Here is an 18,749-nt window from a genome sequence, read left to right on the forward strand (position 1 = left end):
CAATGTTCGCGTCATACGACATCGGTGCCTCGTTCGCTTCAGCTGTTATTCAACTTGCAATTATCTGTTCGTGGCGATGTGCGCGAGCCGCAGAAATCACGCCAGCATCGCAATAGCTTACCATCATCGCCGACAACACCTTCCCATTCACGAGCGTGACGTCGGCGGGGCAACACTGCGTGGAGGCAGCGCCGCTGGCGGCTGCACCATCGCCCCCTGTTCCGAATCGCTGTGCCACCGGGGGCATATGAAGGGCGTGCAAGTTGGGCTTGCTTGAAGAAGTTCCAATCGCCAATCATCGGCGATTGCCGAGTGCTTTTCGTTCAGGCTTTTCGCTCGGTGGTATTCGGCATCGGTCCGCGCCAACGACCACACATGGATACCAGGACGGCCAACCGAATGCGACGAGGGGAAGAACAGGTTATGCGTATTCGTCGATGCCTCGCGAGCGCCGGCTATCCGACCGCCGGCTATCCGACCGGCGTGATCCAGGGCAGGTGGCTGGCGTCCGCCACCCAGCCGATCACGAGAGTGCGTAAATCGCCGCTGAGCGAAGTCCTGCAGCAGGGGCCTTCGTGGTGAGAGGGGCGTCGCGCCACATCGGTTGGCGCCGGAGCATGGCGGCGGCGCTCGCCTGCTCCGCGCTGGTATCGCCTGCAGCCCATGCCGCCGAGCCGAAGCGGCCGAACATCCTCGTCATCGTCGCCGATGATCTGGGGTTTTCGGACCTGGGTGCGTTCGGCGGAGAGATCGACACACCCAACCTCGATGCGCTTGCCAGATCGGGCATGCGGCTCACCGGCTTTCACACGGAAGCGGCCTGTGCACCAAGCCGGGCGATGCTGCTCACCGGCAGTGACAGTCACCGTGTCGGACTGGGCAACATGCCCGAATCGATGGCGCCCAACCAGATCGGCAAGCGGGGTTACGAAGGCTATCTGCGCGCGGATACTGCGACGGTCGCCGAACGGCTGGGTGCGGCTGGCTATCGCACGCTGTTCTCCGGCAAGTGGCATCTTGGCGTCGCGCCCGAACAGGATCCGCATGCGCGTGGATTCCAGCACAGCTTCGCGATGCTGCAGTGCTGCCACAACCACTTCGGCCTTGGTCTCTCGCCCGATCCGACGAAAATGTCGGGCTATCGCGAGGACGGTGTCGCGGTCACCAGCCTGCCCAGAGACTTCTACTCTTCCGACGCGTTCGCGGCCAAGCTCATCGATCAGCTGCGGACCACCCACGCCAGCGATGGCGCTAAGCCGTTCTTCGCCTATCTCGCCTTCACCGCACCGCACGCGCCGTTGCAGGCGCCTGCCGAAACCATCGCCAAGTACAAGGGCCGCTATGACGTGGGCTACGATACCTTGCGCGAGCAGCGGTTGACGCGTCAGAAGGCATTGGGGCTGATCGACCCCGCGGTACGGCCGCATCACCCGGTCGATACGGTGCCGTGGGCTTCGCTGACCGCCGAGCAGAAGCGGGCATCCTCGCGCAAGATGGAGATCTATGCCGCCATGGTCGATCGCCTCGACAGTGCGGTCGGGCGGGTCGTGACCGAACTGAAGGCCGAGGGCGAATACGACGACACGGTCATCGCCTTCCTCTCCGACAACGGTGCCGAAGCGCGTGATCCGGCGCCCAAGCCGGGCGCGGTGCCGCCCCCGCTGGAGACGCTGGGGACCCCGGCAAGCTACGTGAACTATGGCGCCGGCTGGGCCCAGGCCGCGACATCGCCGTCCTGGCGTTTCAAGACGTTCGCCAGCGAAGGCGGCATCCACGCACCGGCCTTCGTCACCGGCATGGGCATCGCGCGTGCGGGGTCGGTTTCGGCCACGTATACGAACGTGCGCGACGTGGTGCCGACGCTGCTCGACATCGCCCATGTGCCGACGGAGCCTGGGCGTTTCGCCGGGCGCGCGGTCCCGCCGATCGATGGGCTGAGCTGGCAGGAACTGCTGGCGCACGGCAGCGCGGTCTATCCGCCGGACAAGGCGGTGGGTACCGAACTGTTCGGCTCACGCTCGCTGCGTCGAGGCGACTGGAAGATCACCGACATCAGCGATGGCACCTGGCACTTGTTCAACGTGACGCGCGATCCGGGCGAGACCCAGGATCTTGCCGCAACGCAACCCGCCCGCAAGGCCGCTTTGATCAAGGCTTGGAATGCCTATGCACGCGATGTCGGTGTGGTCATGCCTGATCCGCCGACACACCCCAATCCGCCGCGCGATCACGACTGACGCGCGTGTTTTCGTGGCTGCGGTAAACGATGGAAATGCCGGACGTATGACGTCGGGCAGATGGAGCGGGTGAAGGGAATCGAACCCTCGTATTCAGCTTGGGAAGCTGCTGCTCTACCATTGAGCTACACCCGCGTCGGTGGGCCTAGTGCCATGGCGGGCGGGGCGGCGTCAACGCGTGTGTTCAGTCGTACGATACCTTGCCGCGCCCGGCCTTGACCGAGCCGCGCAGCTTCTTGCCCTTGATCCGTTGCTCCTTGCCCACGCGGTTGAGGCGGCTCTTGGCGCGCTTTTCCGGCAATTGCTGCGCTTCCGTCAGCAATTCGGCGAGACGCTCGCGCGCATCGGAGCGGTTGGCTTCCTGCGTGCGGAACCGGCGAGCGCTGATGAGCAGCTCGCCGCGCGCGGTCATGCGGCTGCCGGCCAGCTCGCGCAGCCGCGCGAACACCGGGGGGCTCAGCCGCAGCGCATAGATGTCTAGCCGCAGCTGCACCGCCGTCGCCACCTTGTTGACGTTCTGGCCGCCCGGACCCGAGGCGGTGATGAAGACTTCCGTGGCGAGCGCCTGCGCGCGCTCGATCACTTCGTCAGCCATGGTCGGCGGGAGGTGCGTCGGTTTCGGTTTCCGGTGCGAAGCCGGCTGCGCGAAAGTCGGCCGGAAACGGCGCCGTTGCTGTCACCGGCGGCTTGGCGTCGCGTGTGATGGTCAGGGCGGCGGCGTGCAGCATGGTGCGCGGGGCATTGCCCTGTCCGTTCTCGCCCGCGCCATAGACCGGATCGCCGAGGAGTGCCGCGCCCAATCCGCTGGCGGCGTGCACCCTGATCTGGTGGGTGCGTCCGGTTTCGGGCCTAAACTCGACGAGGGTGCGCCCTTCGTGTTCGGCCAGCTTGCGCCAGTGCGTGATCGCCGGCTTGCCCTTGCGCGCCGGGATCATCCGCCAGCCGTCCCTGACGGTGCTGACTTTCGACAGCGCCAGTTCGATCGTACCCGCATCGCCAGCGACCGGGCCGTCCACGATGCCAAGATAGATCTTCTCCACCGTGCGCGCTTCGAAGGCGGCGGAGAAGCGCTTGAGCGCCTTGGGGTTTCGCGCCAGCAGGAGGCATCCCGAGGTGTCGCGATCGAGCCTGTGGACCGGGAAGGGCGGGCGCTGAAAATTCAGGCGCAGCGCTTCGAGATGATCTTCCAGGCTGGGGCCACCGGCCCGCGGCGGATCGAGCGGCAGCCCGGCGGGCTTGTCGATGATGAGGGCCTCGCCGTCCTCGAACAGGATTGCCGGAGTGGTCATGTCAGGGCCTTTGCGATGCGCGCGACGGCTTGCGCCAGTTTGTCGTCATCGGCGGCGAAACTGATGCGAAAACCGTCGCTGCCGCCGAACGCCGAGGCGGGTACCACCGCGACGCCATGATCGAGCAGATGCAGCACCAGCGCCGTGTCGTCGGCGAAACGGTCCATAAGTGGCGACGCATCGACCATGCAGTAGAACGCGCCATCGGGTGTCGGTGTGGACAGGCCGGGAATGGCGTTGATGCCGGAGACGACCTGATCGCGGCGCGTGCGGAAGCGGTCACGCCAATCCGCGAGGAACTCCTGCGGACCTTCCAGCGCGGCGACGGCGGCCGCCTGGCTGATCGAGGAGGCATTGCCCGAAGAGTGCGATTGCAGCTTTTCCATCGCCTTGATCAGCCACTCCGGCCCGGCGGCAAGGCCGATGCGAAACCCGGTCATCGCATGGCTTTTGGACACGCCCGAAACAGTGAGGATCCGCGGCGCGAGATCCGGGCACTCGGCCGCCAGCGTCACATGGCCTTTGCCGGTATAGAGCAAGGGCGCGTAGATATCATCGGAGAGAACTAGCACCTGTGGATGGCGGCGCAGCACGTCGCCGATGCTGCGCAGCAATTCGGGTGGATACCAGGCGCCGGTCGGGTTGCCCGGGCTGTTGAGCAGCACCCAGCGCGTACGTGGTCCGATCAGGGTTTCGAGGTCGCGCGCCGTGAAAAGGTAGTCGGTCTTCGCCGATGTCGGCAAAGTCACGACGGTGCCGCCCGCGAACCGGACGATCTCCGGATAGCTGACCCACCACGGCGCCGGCACGATCACCTCGTCGCCTTCGCCAAGCGTGGCGAGCAGCGCGTGGAAGATCGCCTGCTTGCCCCCGGCGCTGACCGTGACTTGCGATAGCGGCACGTCGATGCCGAGATCGCGCGAGAAATGGAGCATGGCCGCCTGCTTTAGGCGGCTGGTGCCGCCGACCGGCGTATAGCGCGTCTCGCCTGCATCGAGCGCGGCCTTGGCGGCGGCGATGACGTGCGGCGGGGTGGCGAAATCCGGTTCCCCAACGGAGAGCGAGATGATGTCGACACCCTGTTCGCGCAGGCGAGTGGCGCGGTCGGTCATCGCCGCTGTCTGCGATGCGGCGATGCGGGCGAGTGCGGGTGAGATCGACGGGGTCATGTAAGCAATCTTGCAGGCATGAGGCCGCGTAGAGCGTTGCCGACGAGGAAGCCAGCGGCGAGATCGTCCAGCGTCAGTTCCGCCTCCACCGCGCGCCCGGCCTCGATAAGTGAATGGCGCAGCACGCCGGGCAGCAGCCCAAGTCGTGCAGGAGGTGTAAGCAGTTGTCCGTCCCGCTCGACGAAAATGCTGGTGAAGCATCCTTCGGTGACGAGGCCATCGTCGCGCAGCAGGAGCGCCTCGTGCGCGCCCACGGCCTGCGCGGCAGCCAGTCCGGCCTCGTAGAACCCGCGATCCGTGGTCTTGTGACGCAGGCGCCAGTCGCCGGCGTCGACGGCAAGCGGCAGAACCGCGCAGATGACCGGATCGGGCAATACGGGCGGATAGTGCGTCAGTTCCAGGCTGAAGGCACCGCTGCGTGCCGCGACCAGGCGCAGCCGTGAGGCGCGATCGGCATCGAAGCACAAGGCCTGGATCGCGTTGCGCAAGGCATGGCGATCGAAGCTGAAGCCGAGATCCTGGGCACTGGTGCGCAACCGCTCGAGATGCAGTTCAAGCAGCGGGATGCCGTCTTCCGGCGTGAAGCGCATGGTTTCGATAAGGTCGAAACGGGCGGCGCCGTCCACTCCAGATTGTCGCACGAAGCCCCCTTTGACCAGACACTCCCGCCATTCGGGAAGCGCTTGCGAATCCGCGACGATGGCCGACCCGACCCCCAGGACCGCCCGGCCGCTGCTGCCGTCTCCGCCACTTTCGAGGCGGAGCGTGCGAATTGCCACATTGAACGCCGCATCGCCAGAGGGATCGATCCGGCCGATGCTGCCGCAATACGCATGCCGCGGGTCCCGTTCGGTCATGGCGATGAGCTCCATCGCACGGATCTTGGGCGCGCCGGTAACCGAGCCACAAGGGAACAGCGCGCGCACCACGTCGATCGCGTTTTTGCCAGCGGATAGCCGCGCCGTTACCGTCGACACCATCTGATGCACGGTGGGGTAGCTTTCGATCGCGAAGGGCTGCTCCACGCGGACGCTGCCAGGCTCGGCGATGCGCGCCAGATCGTTGCGCATGAGGTCCACGATCATCAGGTTCTCAGAGCGATCCTTTGGCGATGTTGCGAGCATGCTGCGCAGCATTTCGTCTTCGCGCGGATCGCTGGACCGTGGCCTGGTGCCTTTCATGGGACGCACCGTGATGGCGCCCTCGTGCAGGTCGAACAGCATCTCGGGCGAGAAACTCAGCAGATATCGGTTGCCGTCATGAACGATACCGCCATAGCCGGCCGCCGCGTTCGGGCGCAGCGCCGCGTACAATGCAAGCGGGTCGCCCCGCCACGATCCCGCTAGGGGAAACGTCAGGTTTGCCTGATAGATATCGCCACCCTCGATCGCGGCGAGCAAACGCTCGAACGCCGACCGATAGGCGGCGGGCGAAATCTGCGGTTCGAGTGGACCGATCGTGGCGGCGCCATCGCGACGCGCTGCCTGCAGCCACGTCGCGACCTCGTCCGCCGGGATCGTCTGGTAGCCGCTAAACGCGCCGAACCACAGCAGCGCCTGATCGCCCGTCCGGCCCGCCAGCAAAGGCGCCAGCCGTGGCTCCAGTGCCAGCCCGGCTTCGTAGGAAAGCATGCCGGCAAGGTGATGCCCTTCGGCAGCAAGCACCGCCAGCCGCTCCAGCGCCGGCAGAACATCCTCTGCCGTTCGCGCAACGACGATCTCATGCGGGGCGCGATACAGGCGGGCGTCGGCGGCGCCTTGCACGCGCGCATCGTCGAGCAGGACGAATGGCGTAGTGGCCATGTCGATTAAGGGTGGTTGCGGCACGGCCACGCATCTAGCGGCTTCGCACCCCGGTGGCAAAAAGCCTCTCGCGCCCGCGGCGACCGCGATCTACTGTCGGTCCGCGCTGATCCGGGAGAGACGATGACCGACATTATTCTGGGGCTGGGCGCCAATGGCGAGCGGCAGGCGTTGCATCTGTCGCGCGCGAACCGCCATGGCCTTGTCGCGGGAGCGACCGGCACCGGCAAGACGGTCACGCTGCAGACGATTGCCGAGCAGTTCTCCGCCGCCGGGGTGCCGGTATTTCTCGCCGATGTGAAAGGGGATCTATCCGGCATCGCCATGGCCGGCAGTCCCACGTTCAAGAATGCCGCGTCGCTGGAGGCGCGCGCAAAGGACGTCGGGATAGCCGACTATGCCTATGGCGACAATCCGGCCGTGTTCTGGGACCTTTATGGCGAGCAAGGGCACCCGATCCGCACGACGATCTCGGAAATGGGTCCGCTGCTGCTGGCGCAGTTGCTCGACTTGAACGAGACGCAGGAAGGCGTGCTGAATATCGCCTTCCGCTTCGCCGACGATCAGGGTCTGCTGTTGCTCGACCTCGAGGATCTGCAGGCGATGCTGGTCCACACGGCCGAACATGCGAGCGAGCTGTCGACCAAGTACGGCAATATCTCGAAGGCCAGCGTCGGTACGATCCAGCGCCAACTGCTCAGCCTGGAGAGCCAGGGGGGAGCGCAGTTCTTCGGTGAGCCGGCGCTGGAGATCAACGACTTCATCCGTTGCGACGAGCAGGGTCGCGGCATCATCAACGTGCTGGCCGCCGACAAGCTGATGCGCAGCCCGAAGCTTTATGCCACGTTCCTGCTGTGGTTGCTGGCCGACTTGTTCGAGACGCTGCCCGAAGTCGGCGATCCGGAAAAACCCAACCTCGTGTTCTTCTTCGATGAGGCGCACTTGCTGTTCGAGGATGCGCAAAGCGCGCTGCAGGACAAGATCGAGCAAGTGGTGCGTCTGGTCCGCTCGAAGGGAGTCGGCGTCTATTTCATCACTCAGAACCCGATCGACGTGCCCGAGAAGATCGCCGGGCAGCTTGGCAACCGGGTCCAGCATGCGCTGCGGGCATTTACCCCGCGCGACAAGAAGGCGATCAAGGCCGCGGCCGAGACGTTCCGCATCAATCCCGATCTCGATGTCGAACGGGCCATCACCGAGTTGAAGACCGGCGAAGCGCTGGTATCGACACTGGATGAGGATGGCGCGCCCTCCATCGTCCAGCGCACACTGATCGCGCCGCCGCGCTCTCGGCTGGGACCGATCACGCCCAAGGAGCGCGCGATCATCCAGTCGATCAGCCCGTTCGCAGGCAAATACGACACCCGCGTCGATCGTGAGAGCGCCGAGGAAGTGCTTGCCGCCAAGGCTGCGGATGCCGCGGCGACCGCGCAGCAGGTCGCCATCGAAGGCAGGGAAGCGGTCGGCCGGCAGGAGCGCAAGAGCCCCGGCTTGTGGGATGGCATCGGCAGTCGCGCGGCACGCGCCGCCGCCGGCGCGGCAGCGGCCAGCGCGGGTTCGATCCTGGCCGGAAAGCTGCAAGGCCGCACAAGTCGCGCCAACCCGGCCGCGACCGCCGCCAGCGCGGCGGCGGGCGCGATCGGCAGCCGGCTGGAAAAGGCGACGGGTATTCCCGGCCTCGCCAGTTTCGCGCGCAACCTGTTCGGCGGGTTGATGCGCTAGGAGTGACTTGGTTCCGGTTTCTGCCATGCCTTGCGATCGGTGCGGTGCTGTGCGCCGTGCCGCGCGGCGCGTCCGCTCGCGACACGCCTGGCGATGTCGCGCCCGATGCCGCGACCATTCAGGTACAGGGGCGGCGGCCGTCCGAAGCCTATCCGCAAGGACGGCTGGGTGAAGCGGTGCGTCCGCTGGCGTATCGCCTCGATCTGACGATCGATCCCGCCGCGTCACGGTTTGCCGGCCATGCCGAGATCGACATCACCATGGCGCACGCGAGCAACCACGTCTTCCTCCACGGGCGCGGCCTCGATGTCTCGCGCGTCTCGGCACGGATCGGCGGACGGAGCGTGCCGGGCACATGGACCCAGCTCGACGATCACGGGGCTGCACGGATCGTCTTCGCCGAGCCGATCGCCGCCGGCCCGGCAACGCTGGCGTTCGATTACGAGGCGCCGTTCGGCGTGACGGCCGCGGGCATGTTCCACGTCCAGGTGGATGGCGCCTGGTACAGCTGGACGCAGTTTCAGTCCACCGACGCACGCGCGGCATTTCCCGGTTTCGACGAGCCGGGCTTCAAGACACCGTTCGCGGTCACCCTGCGCACGCCGCCCGGGCTGACGGCGATCGCCAACGCGCCCGAACTGCCGCTGACCCGGCAGGACGGCCTCGACGTGCACCGCTTCGCGCCGACGCTGCCCTTGCCGACCTACCTTCTGGCCATGATAGTGGGACCGTTCGTGACCAGGGACGGGCAGGTCGCGCCCACGATCCAGCGCGCGGATCCGCTACCGCTGCGGATCGTCTCGACCCGGCAGAACGCCGCGCGGCTGGACTATGCCCTGGATAATTCGGCGCAGATCGTCCGGCTGCTGGAAGACTGGTTCGACCAGCCGTTCCCCTATCCAAAGCTCGACCAGGTGACGACGCCGATCCTGCCCGGCGCGATGGAGAATGCCGGCGCCGATCTCTATCGCGACGACCTGCTGGTGATGGATCGCAAGGCGCCCATCGCGCAGCAGCAGGAGTTCGGCCGCATCGTGGCGCACGAACTGGCGCACCAATGGTTCGGTGATCTCGTCACCCCGGCATGGTGGGACGACCTGTGGCTGAACGAAAGCTTTGCCAATGCGATGGGCTATCTCATCGGGCAGGCATGGCGGCCCGATCTCGACATCTGGTCTGGCGTGCTCGACGAAGGGTATGCGGCGATGGACACCGACGCCCTGCTCAGCGGGCGCGCGGTGCGCCAGCCGATCGCCACCACCGCGCAGATCGACAGCGCCTTCGACCGCATAACCTATGGCAAGGGCGGCCAGGTTCTGGCGATGTTCGCCACCTACATGGGGCGCGAGCAGTTCCGCGACGGCGTTCGGCGCTACATCGCGGCGCATCGCCATGGCACGGCGACATCCGACGACTTCTTCACCGCGCTTTCGCAAGCGGGAGGAGACGCCAGGCTCGTGCCCGCCCTGCGCAGTTTCGTCGAGCAGCAGGGCGTGCCGTTGCTGGGATTTCAGCGTGATGGCGACCACCTTACCGTCGTGCAGACCCGCTATGCGCCGCTGGGCGTCACCGCGCCCGACACGCAATGGGTGATGCCCGTATGCGTGCGGCGCGGCTATGACCGCGAGTGCAAGATGCTCGATGGACGGTCGACCACGTTCGACGTCACCGGAACCGATCCGTTCGTGCCCAATGCCTGGGGAACGGGTTACTACCGGTTCGAGCTGGCGGCGCGGCAATGGGATGCGCTGATCGGCAATGCCCGCAACCTGACGGCAGGCGAGGCGCTCTCGGTCGGCGATTCCCTTTATGCCTCGATCCTGGCCGGGCGCGGGACGGTGACCGAGTTGGCGCGTCTGTCCGAAAACCTGCGCAAGCATCCCGATAGCCGCGCCGCCTTCGCGGCCGACGCCGCACTGAGCAAGCTGGTTCGCATGGGCCTGGTCGACAGCACCGGACGCGAGGGGTGGGTGCGCTTTCGCCAACGGCTCTACGGATCGCTGCTGGGTCGTTACGGCTTCGATCCCAGGGCCGGCGCCTATGCCGCCGACAGCGCGACCCGGATGCAGTGGCGCAATGCGATGCTCGCGTCGCTGCTGGGCACGCCGCGCGGCGCGACGATGCGGCGTCAACTCGAAGAGGCGGCGACCAGGTACCTCGCCGGTGATCGCGGCGCCTTGGACGAAGCCTGGATCGACCATGGCTTCGACCTGTACATCTATGGCGGCGGAGAACCAGCCGCGCGCGAACTGGTGAAGCGCGCATTGGAGTCCGAGGACCCGGTGTTCCGCCCCGCCGCGCTGGTTGCGGCATCGCGCAGCGCCAAGCCGGCGATCGCGGCATGGCTGCTGGCTATCGATGATCCGCGCCTGCGCGCCAGCGAGCGGCTCGACATCCTCGATGGCGTCATGGCGCGCAGCGGCACGCGCGGGCTTGGCTATGACTGGATCGTCAAGAACATCGACATGCTGCTGGCCGGCAGCGACGGGCCGTTCTTCGCGGGTCGCATCGCCAATTCGCTGGGTCAGTTCTGTTCGCTTGATCGGTCGGAGCAGATCGCGCGCGACTTGCGTCCGCGCTTTGCCGGAACCGCCGCACAATTGCAGCTGGAACGCTCGATCGAGCAGGTTCACAACTGTGGCGTGCTGCTGAACCAGCGCGGCATCGCGATTTCCGAAGCCTTCGCCAAGCTGAAATAGCGGTTCACCCCAGCGGGAGGACGATCCTGGCGGTCAAACCCGCGACACCGCCGTCGGCGCCGCCCCGATTGGCGAGTTCGAGTGCGCCGCCGTGCTGTTCCGCGATCGCGCGAGCCAGCGCCAGGCCCAGGCCAGCGCCGCCGGTCGCGCTATTGCGTGAGGGATCGCCGCGCATGAACGGATGGGTCATCGCCTCAAGTGCGTCGTCGGGGATGCCGGGGCCGTCGTCGTCGATGCTGAAGACCACATCGCCTTCGTGGCGATACATCGATACCCGTGCCCGTTCGCCGTATCGCACCGCGTTGTCGATCAGGTTGCGCAAGGCCCGGCGCAACCAGGTCGGGCGCACTTCCAGCACGATCCGCTCGGTTGGTTCAAGCTCGACGGGCGCACCCATGTCCTCATACTCCTCGACCACCGACGACAGCAGAGCGGACAATTCGTTGCGCTCCAGCGGATCGCTGGGCCGACCGACGCGGGCAAGCGAGAGGATGTCGTCAAGGGTGCGGACGATGTCCTCGATCGTCCTCGCCATCCGCCCCCGCTCGACGTCGTCCTCGACCGACTCGATGCGCACGCGCAAGGCGGCAAGCGGCGTCTTGAGGTCATGCCCGATCGCGCCGAGCATTACGTCCTTCTCGTCCAGCAACGACGAGATGCGCCACTCCATCGCGTTGAGCGCCACGATCAGACGGTGGATATCCTCGGGCCCCATTGGCGCCACCTGCCCGGACGGATCCTGCGTCGCGGCGAACTGCGCCACCTGGCGGGTCAATGCGGCCAGGGGCTGGGTGATGCGCCGCAGGATCAGCGCGAGCACGCCGACCAACACGGCGTAGATCGCCAGCGTCTGCAGCAGCAGCGGCAAGATGAGCGCGTCCGCCGACGGCGGTGCCCGTACGCGAGCGACCATCCAGTTTCCGCCCTGTATCGGGCGCACGCCGGCGATGTAGAGATCGGCGTTCATCGCCCGGTCGATCGATTGTGCCGGAAGATCGAGACGGATAGCGCGCCGGTTCAGCGTCGTCTTGGCATAAGCATCCTTCGTGACCGCGCGGCGCACGACGATCACGTCCGAAGCGGCGAAGTCCTGCGATGCCAGGATCTCGCGCAGGGTCTGTTCCGCAGCGCCATCGCGCCACTCACCATCGCGGAGCGGCGACAGGCGACTCGATTCCACCGCGAATCGATGCAGGCGATCAGCGAACAGCGGGCGTGGTCCCAGCTTCAGCTTGCGCGGCACCCCGGCGGCACCCCGTGCTTCCGAGATCAGCCGGAAGGCGACGGCGTTCATCGTCTCGACCTGAAAGCGTTCGCGTTGCGCCCGATAGACGAGCGCCGCGCCCAATCCCTGCACCAGCAGCAGCGCCGCCGCCACCGCCAGCAGCATCTGGCCCATCAGGCTGGTGGGACGTAGCGCCATCACTCGTCGACCGAGGCCAGGCGCTTGACGTCGGCCGCCAGCATGTAGCCGCCGCCCCAAACCGTCTGGATGATCTGCGGATTGCGGCTGTCGACTTCGATCTTTCGGCGCAGGCGGCTCACCTGATTATCCACAGCACGGTCGAACAAGTGCGCCTCGCGGCCCTGCACCATGTCGAGCAGCCGGTCACGGTCGAGCACCTGACGTGGGTGTTCCAGGAAGGCGAGCAGCAACCGAAATTCGACCGACGAGATCGCCACGACCGTTCCCTCGGCATCGCTCAGCCGCCGTTTGAGCGGGTCTAGCCGCCATCCTTCGAACTCCAGCACCTCGTTCTCGGCGGTGGGGAGCGCGGCGCGGCTGGCACGCCGCAGCACGCTGCGGATGCGCGCGACCAGTTCGCGCGGCTCGAACGGCTTTACGACATAGTCGTCCGCGCCGATCTCGAGGCCGACGATCCGGTCGGTCGCCTCACCGCGTGCGGTCAGCAGGATCACCGGGATATCGCGGCTTTCGACCAGATGGCGGCACAGCGACAGCCCGTCCTCGCCCGGCATCATGATGTCGAGCAGGACGAGGTGCGGCTTGTCCTCGCGCAGGCGATTGCGCGCGTCGGCCGCGTTGCTGGCGGCGGTCACGAGAAACCCCTGGCGCGTCAGATACTCTGCCAGGGGTTCGCGCAAGGTCGCTTCGTCATCGACGAGCAGCACCTTCGGGGATGTCGGCGCGGGCGTGCTTTCGTTCATGCTTGCTCCGTAGCCAGGACCGGCGTCAGCCCGGGGTTCGTGCAGCGGCGCGTTGCGCCTTCATCTGCGCGCGCGCCGCCTGGCGTTCGGCCTGCGTTACCTGACCGTCCTTGTTGGTGTCCATGGCATCGAAGCGGGCGAGCGCGGCGGCGGAGAACTGGGCCGGGGTGATGGCGCCATCCTTGCCGGTTCTCGCCAGCTTGGACATGCCCAACATGCCGCCACGCATCATCCCGCCATGGCGGCCATGACCGCGTTGCATCGCGCCATCGTCGGTTCCAACCGCCGCCATCCGCTGGCGATCGCCGCCGCGCTTGCCTGCGCCGCGGCCAGCGAGGAATTCGGCCTTGGACAACTGGTCGTCCTTGTTGGCGTCGAGCCGTTCGAACAGCTGAGTCTTCATGGTCTCGCGTCGCAGTTGGCGATCGGCCTGATCGATCTTGCCATCGTGGTTGGCGTCGAGCCGGGCGAACATCGCGGTTGCCGCCGATTGCGCCTCGGCGCGGGTGATGACGCCGTTGCCGTCGCTATCCAGCTTCGGTTTGACTTGGCCTTGCGCGGCGAAGGCATTGCCAGCCAAAAGCGCGGCGGCGATCGAAAGGCTCCTGGTGATCGTCTTTTTCATGTTCGGCTCCCATCCCGTGCGTTAAAACAGGTCATCGCCTCAAGGGCGGTTGGCCATACAGGTTAGCCCTGCGGCTTCGATGGTCCGGTCTAGCGGATCATTGTCGCGCAGGTGTGCCGCGCCGGGCACAAAGTGTCGCCGATTGTAACATCCACCTCGGCTGTTTCGTCATCCGATCAGCGGGGGCGATGTTGCGTGCCTTCGCCCGCGGTTACGAACAGCGCCGCCGCTTTTTCGGCGACATCCGCGGTATGCCAGACCCCGGCGGCGTTGATCGCGTATTCGAAGGGTTGCAACGTCTGCGAATGAAAGCTGGCGTCGGGCTGTTCCTGGATCAGCGTGATCTCGCCTGCGAGGCACACGACGAGTTCGTCACCGGCAGGATGCATCTCCCAACTGTCCCAACTCTCGTCGAATTCGTAGAGCGAAACCAGCCGTCCCTCGGCTCCGTCACCCGCCGTACGCCGAGCATAGGCCTCGTACCACGCCATCCCCGTGAACTCCGGCTGGGCCAGCGCTTTCGCCCCGAGCCCAAGATGTACCGGAAAAATCCTCAGATCGTTCTGCGAGCGGTTCATAGGATCCCCTCCAGCCGGCCGTTCCCCGGCATGTCGAAGTCAGCGTCGCGCGGTCATGCCGCCGAGTCAAGCGGTCGGCAGCGCGCCTCCAGCCAGGCCTTCTCTTCGCCGTCGAGCTGCGCCCCGATCACCGTGAGCACCTGCGCATGGTAGGCGTTCCACCAGGCGATATCCTCGGGCGACAGCAGCGTGGTCTCCAGCATCGTCGCGTCGAACGGCACCAGCGTCAGCGTCTCGAAGCCGAAGTACTCGCCTTCGGCCCCGGCGATCTCGCGCGGTTCGACCAGCACGAGGTTCTCGAGCCGAATGCCGTAGTCGCCTGCCTTGTAGTATCCGGGCTCGTTCGAGATGAACATGCCGGCCAGCAGCTCCTGATCGGTGCCGGCTTGCCCGCCCGCCGACTTGGCGATGCGCTGCGGACCTTCGTGGACCGCCAGGAAGCTGCCGACGCCATGGCCGGTGCCGTGCGCGTAATCGACGCCCGCTTGCCACAGGTATTGGCGGGCCAGCACGTCGAGCTGGCTCCCGGCGGTGCCGCGCGGGAACACGGCGCGGGCGATGGCGATGTGGCCCTTGAGCACGCGGGTGTAGCGGTCCCTGACCTCGGCCGAGGGCTGTCCGGGTCCGACCCAGACGGTGCGGGTGATGTCGGTCGTGCCGTCGGGATACTGGCCGCCCGAGTCGACCAGGTAGACGCTACCGGGTTCGAGAGTGCGGTTGGTCTCCTCGCTGACGCGGTAGTGCATGATCGCGCCGTTGGGCCCCGCGCCCGAGATCGTGTCGAACGACAGATCGCGCAGGTCGCCGCTGCGCTTGCGGAAGTCATGCAAGGCATCGGCGGCTGACAGCTCGGTGACCGTGCCGGTCGGGCCTGCGGTTTCCAGCCAGCACAGGAAGCGCGAGACGGCGGCGCCATCACGTGCCTGGGCGTTGCGATGGCCCTGCTGTTCGACCGGGTTCTTGACCGCCTTTGGCAGTACCGAAGGATCGCGCGCTTCGACGATCTCAGCCCCGGCATCCTGCAGGCCTGCGAAGATCGCTTCCACCGCGCGCTCGGGATCGACGGCGACGCGCTTGCCGGCCATGCCCGTCAAGGCGGGGACGAAAGCGCCGCGCGGGCGAATGCGGACCGAGTTGCCGAGGTGGTGCGCGATCTCGGCGGTGACCTTCTCCTCGGCGATGAACAGGTCGGCGGTGCCATCGGCATGCGCCAGCACATAGGACAGCGCCACCGGCGTGCGATCGACGTCCGCGCCACGGATGTTGAGCAGCCAGGCGATCGAATCGAGCGCGGTGATGACCGTGGCGTCCAGCTTCTGCTCGGTCAGCCAGGCGGAAATCGCCTCGCGCTTGGCCTGGCTCGACTGGCCGGCAAAGCTTTCGTCGTGCACCACTGCGGGCGCCGGCGAGGGCGCGGGACGATCCTGCCACACCGCGTCGATCGGGTTGCTCTCGACCGCGACCAGCGTGCCGCCGACGGCTTCCAAGGCCTTGCGCGTCGTCGCCACCCAGCCCTTGCCGTGCAGCCAGGCATCGTAGCCGATCCGCGCGCCTTGCGGGGCGTTCGCCGCCAGCCACTTGGCGACGCTGGTCTGCGGCACGCCCTCATAAGCGTAGAATCGCCCGTCCACCTGGTCGCGCACTTGCAAGGTATAGCGTCCGTCGACCAGCATCGCCGCCGCCGGCTCGCGCGTCGCGTCGGTCAACACCACCGCCGTCCCCGCCGAGCCGCCGAACCCCGTCAGCCACGCCAGCCGCTGCGCATAGCTGCCGACGTATTCGCTCATGTGCTCGTCCGAGATCGGCACCACGAAGCCGTCGAGTCCCTGGCGGGCGAGTTCCTGGCGCAAGGCGTCGAGCCGCGCTTCGTGGGTGTTCATCAGCATATCGGGCCTGTCCGGGTTGCGGGGGTCATCCCCCGAACATAGATGCGAGGGATGGCAAGTTCCACCCCGACCCTCTCCGGTCCTCCGCAAGCGGCGAAGAAGCCGTCCACTTCCACCCACCACGGCATCGAGGTGAACGACGATTACGCCTGGCTGCGCGACGCCGGCTATCCGGAAGTGACCGACAAGGAGGTCCTCGCGCACCTGGAAGCGGAGAACGCCTGGTTCGAGTCGCGGATGGCGCCGCACAAGGACCGGATCGACACGCTGTTCACCGAGATGCGCGGCCGCATCAAGGAAGCGGACACTTCGGTGCCGCAAAAGGATGGCGACTGGCTCTACTGGATCGAGTTCGAGGAGGGCGCACAGTACAAGAAGTGGTGGCGCCGCGCCGTCGATGCGCCGGATGATGGCACTGAGGACGAGCTGATCCTCGACGAGGTGGCGCTGGCAGAGGGCAAGGACTACTTCCGCCTCGGCGCGATCGCCGTCAGCCCCAGCGGGCGCAATCTGGCGTACTCCACCGACACCAACGGGTCCGAGCGCTACACCATCCGCTTCCGGGCACTGGTCAGCGATGACGATCTCGACGATGCGGTGCCCGGCGCCGCCGGCAAGTGGGGCGACAGCGAGGTCGAAGGCACCATCGGCAACATCGTGTGGAGCGCCGCCGAGGACTCGGTGCTCTACAGCCTCAGCGACGAGAACTGGCGCCACCGCACGGTGAAGCTGCACAAGCTCGGCACCGATCCCGCCGAGGACGTGACGATCTATCACGATCTCGACGAGGCGTTTTCTTGTGGCGTGGCCTTGGGCGCGCAGGAAAAGTGGATCATCCTGCAGGCGGGCGATCACGAAACCAGCGAAGTGCGGCTGATTCCTGCGAACGATCCGCTGGCGACGCCGATCCTGGTCCGCCCGCGCGAGAAGGGCATCGAGTACGATGTCGACGTGCGCGACGACACGCTGTTCATCCACACCAACGACACCCACGAGAACTTCCGCCTCGCCACCGCGTCGATCGATGCGCCGGGCGAGTGGACGACGCTGATCGAGGGTTCGGACGAATTCTACCTGACCGGGTTCGAGCTGTTCAAGGACTTCTACATCGTCGAAGGCCGGCGTGCCGGGCTCGATAAGATCGAGCTGCACTGGTACGAAGAGGACGAGTTCCAGCCGATCGTGTTCCCCGAGGCCAGCTACTCGGCGGGCATGGGCGACAACCCGGAATGGGACGTCGAGAAGCTGCGCATCTCATACGAGTCGATGGTCAGCCCGGCGACGGTCTACGACTATCACATCGCCGATGGCCGGCTCGAGACGCTGAAGGTGCAGCAGATCCCGTCGGGTTACGACGAGGGCCTCTACAAGACCGAACGGCTCGAGATCGAGGCGCGTGACGGTACCCGGATTCCGGTCAGCGTGGTTATGCGTAAGGATCGGGACGAGGGCGGACCGCTGCATCTCTACGGCTATGGCGCATACGGCATCTCTATCGATCCCGGCTTCTCGACCGCGCGGCTCAGCCTGGTCGATCGCGGCTTTGCTTATGCCATCGCCCACATCCGTGGCGGCGACGACCTCGGTCGTGCCTGGTACAAGGCAGGCAAGCTGGAGCGGCGGACCAACGCGTTCAACGACTTCGTCGATGTCGCCAGGGGCCTGGTCGCCAAGGGCTACACCGAGGCCGGCAAGATCAGCATCTCGGGCGGGTCGGCCGGTGGCGAACTGATGGGGGCGGTGATCAACACCGACCCCGAGCTGTTCGGCGCGGTGGTGGCGCATGTGCCGTTCGTCGACGTGCTGGCGACGATGCTCGACGCCTCGCTGCCGCTCACGCCGGGCGAATGGCCCGAGTGGGGCAACCCGATCGAGGACCAGGCCGCCTTCGAGCTGATCCGCAGCTACAGCCCCTACGATCAGGTCAAGCCGCAGGCCTATCCGCCGCTGATGGTCACCGCCGGCCTCAACGACCCGCGCGTGACCTACTGGGAGCCCGCCAAGTGGGTCGCCAAGCTGCGCGAGCTCAAGACCGACGACAACGAGCTGATCCTCAAGACCAACATGGGCGCCGGCCACGGCGGCAAGTCGGGTCGGTTCGAGAGCCTGCACGAGACGGCGGAAGAGTTCGCCTTCATCCTCTGGCAACTGGGAGTGGAGGGCTGAGCCGCTTCACTCTCGCCTTCACCGCGTTCCCTGAGCACATCGACCGCATGGGCCACGTCAACAACGCGGTCTGGGTGCAATGGATGGAAGCCCTCGCCACCGCGCACTGGGAAGCGGTGGCCCCGCCCGAGCACCAGGCCGCCTACGCCTGGCTCGTGGTGCGCCACGAGATCGACTACCGCGGCAACATCCGCGAGGGCGAGAGCGCCGAGGCGACGACCTGGGTGGAAGGACCGCCCGAAGGCGCGCGCTTCGAACGCCGCTACGAGTTCCGCAACGAGGCGGGCAAGCTGATCGTCGGCGCTAGGACGCAGTGGGCGATGCTGGACATGGGGAGCGGGCGGATCATGCGCGTGCCAGAAGATGTCGCCCGTCCGTTTATGGAGATCGAGGCTTAGCCGTCTGAT

15 protein-coding genes and 1 tRNA gene are annotated in these 18,749 nt (G+C 66.5%); 6 read left to right on the forward strand and 10 right to left on the reverse strand.

The window, feature by feature from the left end:
- Positions 1–423 precede the first annotated feature (423 nt).
- A complete protein-coding gene (locus ACXJ1Z_RS09420; protein WP_463776232.1) occupies positions 424–582 on the forward strand; it encodes a hypothetical protein in 159 nt (52 codons plus the stop codon).
- 35 nt (positions 583–617) lie between these two features.
- Positions 618–2,237: an arylsulfatase gene (locus ACXJ1Z_RS09425; protein WP_463776233.1), complete on the forward strand. Its 1,620-nt coding sequence runs from the start codon at positions 618–620 to the stop codon at positions 2,235–2,237.
- Between the two features lie 61 nt (positions 2,238–2,298).
- Here the strand turns inward: ACXJ1Z_RS09425 and ACXJ1Z_RS09430 are convergent.
- The 5 genes from ACXJ1Z_RS09430 to pabB form a co-directional block, all read right to left on the reverse strand.
- Positions 2,299–2,372: transfer RNA gene (locus tag ACXJ1Z_RS09430), tRNA-Gly, on the reverse strand.
- A gap of 49 nt (positions 2,373–2,421) precedes the next feature.
- On the reverse strand, positions 2,422–2,832 hold the full coding sequence (arfB, locus tag ACXJ1Z_RS09435) for an alternative ribosome rescue aminoacyl-tRNA hydrolase ArfB (RefSeq protein WP_463776235.1): 411 nt from the start codon (positions 2,830–2,832) through the stop codon (positions 2,422–2,424).
- On the reverse strand, positions 2,825–3,526 hold the full coding sequence (locus ACXJ1Z_RS09440; RefSeq protein WP_463776236.1) for an RluA family pseudouridine synthase: 702 nt from the start codon (positions 3,524–3,526) through the stop codon (positions 2,825–2,827). The genes arfB and ACXJ1Z_RS09440 overlap by 8 nt, the downstream gene beginning before the upstream one ends.
- A complete protein-coding gene (locus ACXJ1Z_RS09445; protein ID WP_463776238.1) occupies positions 3,523–4,695 on the reverse strand; it encodes a pyridoxal phosphate-dependent aminotransferase in 1,173 nt (390 codons plus the stop codon). Before ACXJ1Z_RS09445 ends, ACXJ1Z_RS09440 begins: the two co-directional genes overlap by 4 nt.
- Positions 4,692–6,497 (reverse strand): aminodeoxychorismate synthase component I, encoded by a 1,806-nt coding sequence (gene pabB / locus ACXJ1Z_RS09450; protein WP_463776240.1) that lies wholly within the window; start codon positions 6,495–6,497, stop codon positions 4,692–4,694. Before pabB ends, ACXJ1Z_RS09445 begins: the two co-directional genes overlap by 4 nt.
- A 123-nt stretch (positions 6,498–6,620) precedes the next feature.
- On the opposite strand from pabB, the gene ACXJ1Z_RS09455 reads away from it, so the two are divergent.
- A complete protein-coding gene (locus tag ACXJ1Z_RS09455; protein WP_463776241.1) occupies positions 6,621–8,219 on the forward strand; it encodes a helicase HerA-like domain-containing protein in 1,599 nt (532 codons plus the stop codon).
- Positions 8,220–8,221: 2 nt separating this feature from the next.
- Positions 8,222–10,918 carry a M1 family metallopeptidase gene (locus ACXJ1Z_RS09460; RefSeq protein ID WP_463776243.1) on the forward strand — a complete coding sequence of 899 codons (2,697 nt, stop codon included), beginning with the start codon at positions 8,222–8,224 and terminating at the stop codon, positions 10,916–10,918.
- Between the two features lie 4 nt (positions 10,919–10,922).
- Here ACXJ1Z_RS09460 and ACXJ1Z_RS09465 read toward each other — a convergent pair whose 3' ends face one another.
- The 5 genes from ACXJ1Z_RS09465 to ACXJ1Z_RS09485 form a co-directional block, all read right to left on the reverse strand.
- Complete coding sequence (locus ACXJ1Z_RS09465) at positions 10,923–12,341, reverse strand: sensor histidine kinase (protein WP_463776244.1); 1,419 nt, start codon at positions 12,339–12,341, stop codon at positions 10,923–10,925.
- Positions 12,341–13,087 (reverse strand): response regulator, encoded by a 747-nt coding sequence (locus ACXJ1Z_RS09470; protein ID WP_463776245.1) that lies wholly within the window; start codon positions 13,085–13,087, stop codon positions 12,341–12,343. The genes ACXJ1Z_RS09465 and ACXJ1Z_RS09470 overlap by 1 nt, the downstream gene beginning before the upstream one ends.
- Before the next feature lie 25 nt (positions 13,088–13,112).
- The gene (locus tag ACXJ1Z_RS09475) at positions 13,113–13,712 is read right to left on the reverse strand and encodes an EF-hand domain-containing protein (RefSeq protein WP_463776247.1); all 600 of its coding nucleotides are present in this window, start codon (positions 13,710–13,712) and stop codon (positions 13,113–13,115) included.
- Positions 13,713–13,888: 176 nt separating this feature from the next.
- Positions 13,889–14,290, reverse strand: a complete 402-nt coding sequence (locus tag ACXJ1Z_RS09480) for a cupin (protein WP_463776248.1) — start codon at positions 14,288–14,290, stop codon at positions 13,889–13,891.
- A 53-nt stretch (positions 14,291–14,343) separates the two neighbouring features.
- The gene (locus ACXJ1Z_RS09485; RefSeq protein WP_463776250.1) at positions 14,344–16,176 is read right to left on the reverse strand and encodes an aminopeptidase P family protein; all 1,833 of its coding nucleotides are present in this window, start codon (positions 16,174–16,176) and stop codon (positions 14,344–14,346) included.
- Between the two features lie 51 nt (positions 16,177–16,227).
- On the opposite strand from ACXJ1Z_RS09485, the gene ACXJ1Z_RS09490 reads away from it, so the two are divergent.
- Entirely contained in the window at positions 16,228–18,342 is a 2,115-nt protein-coding gene (locus ACXJ1Z_RS09490; protein ID WP_463776251.1) for a S9 family peptidase, read from the forward strand.
- Positions 18,339–18,740, forward strand: coding sequence for an acyl-CoA thioesterase (locus ACXJ1Z_RS09495; RefSeq protein ID WP_463781213.1), 402 nt, complete (start codon positions 18,339–18,341; stop codon positions 18,738–18,740). Before ACXJ1Z_RS09490 ends, ACXJ1Z_RS09495 begins: the two co-directional genes overlap by 4 nt.
- Positions 18,741–18,749 lie beyond the last annotated feature (9 nt).

The organism is Novosphingobium sp. TK46, assembly GCF_055361525.1.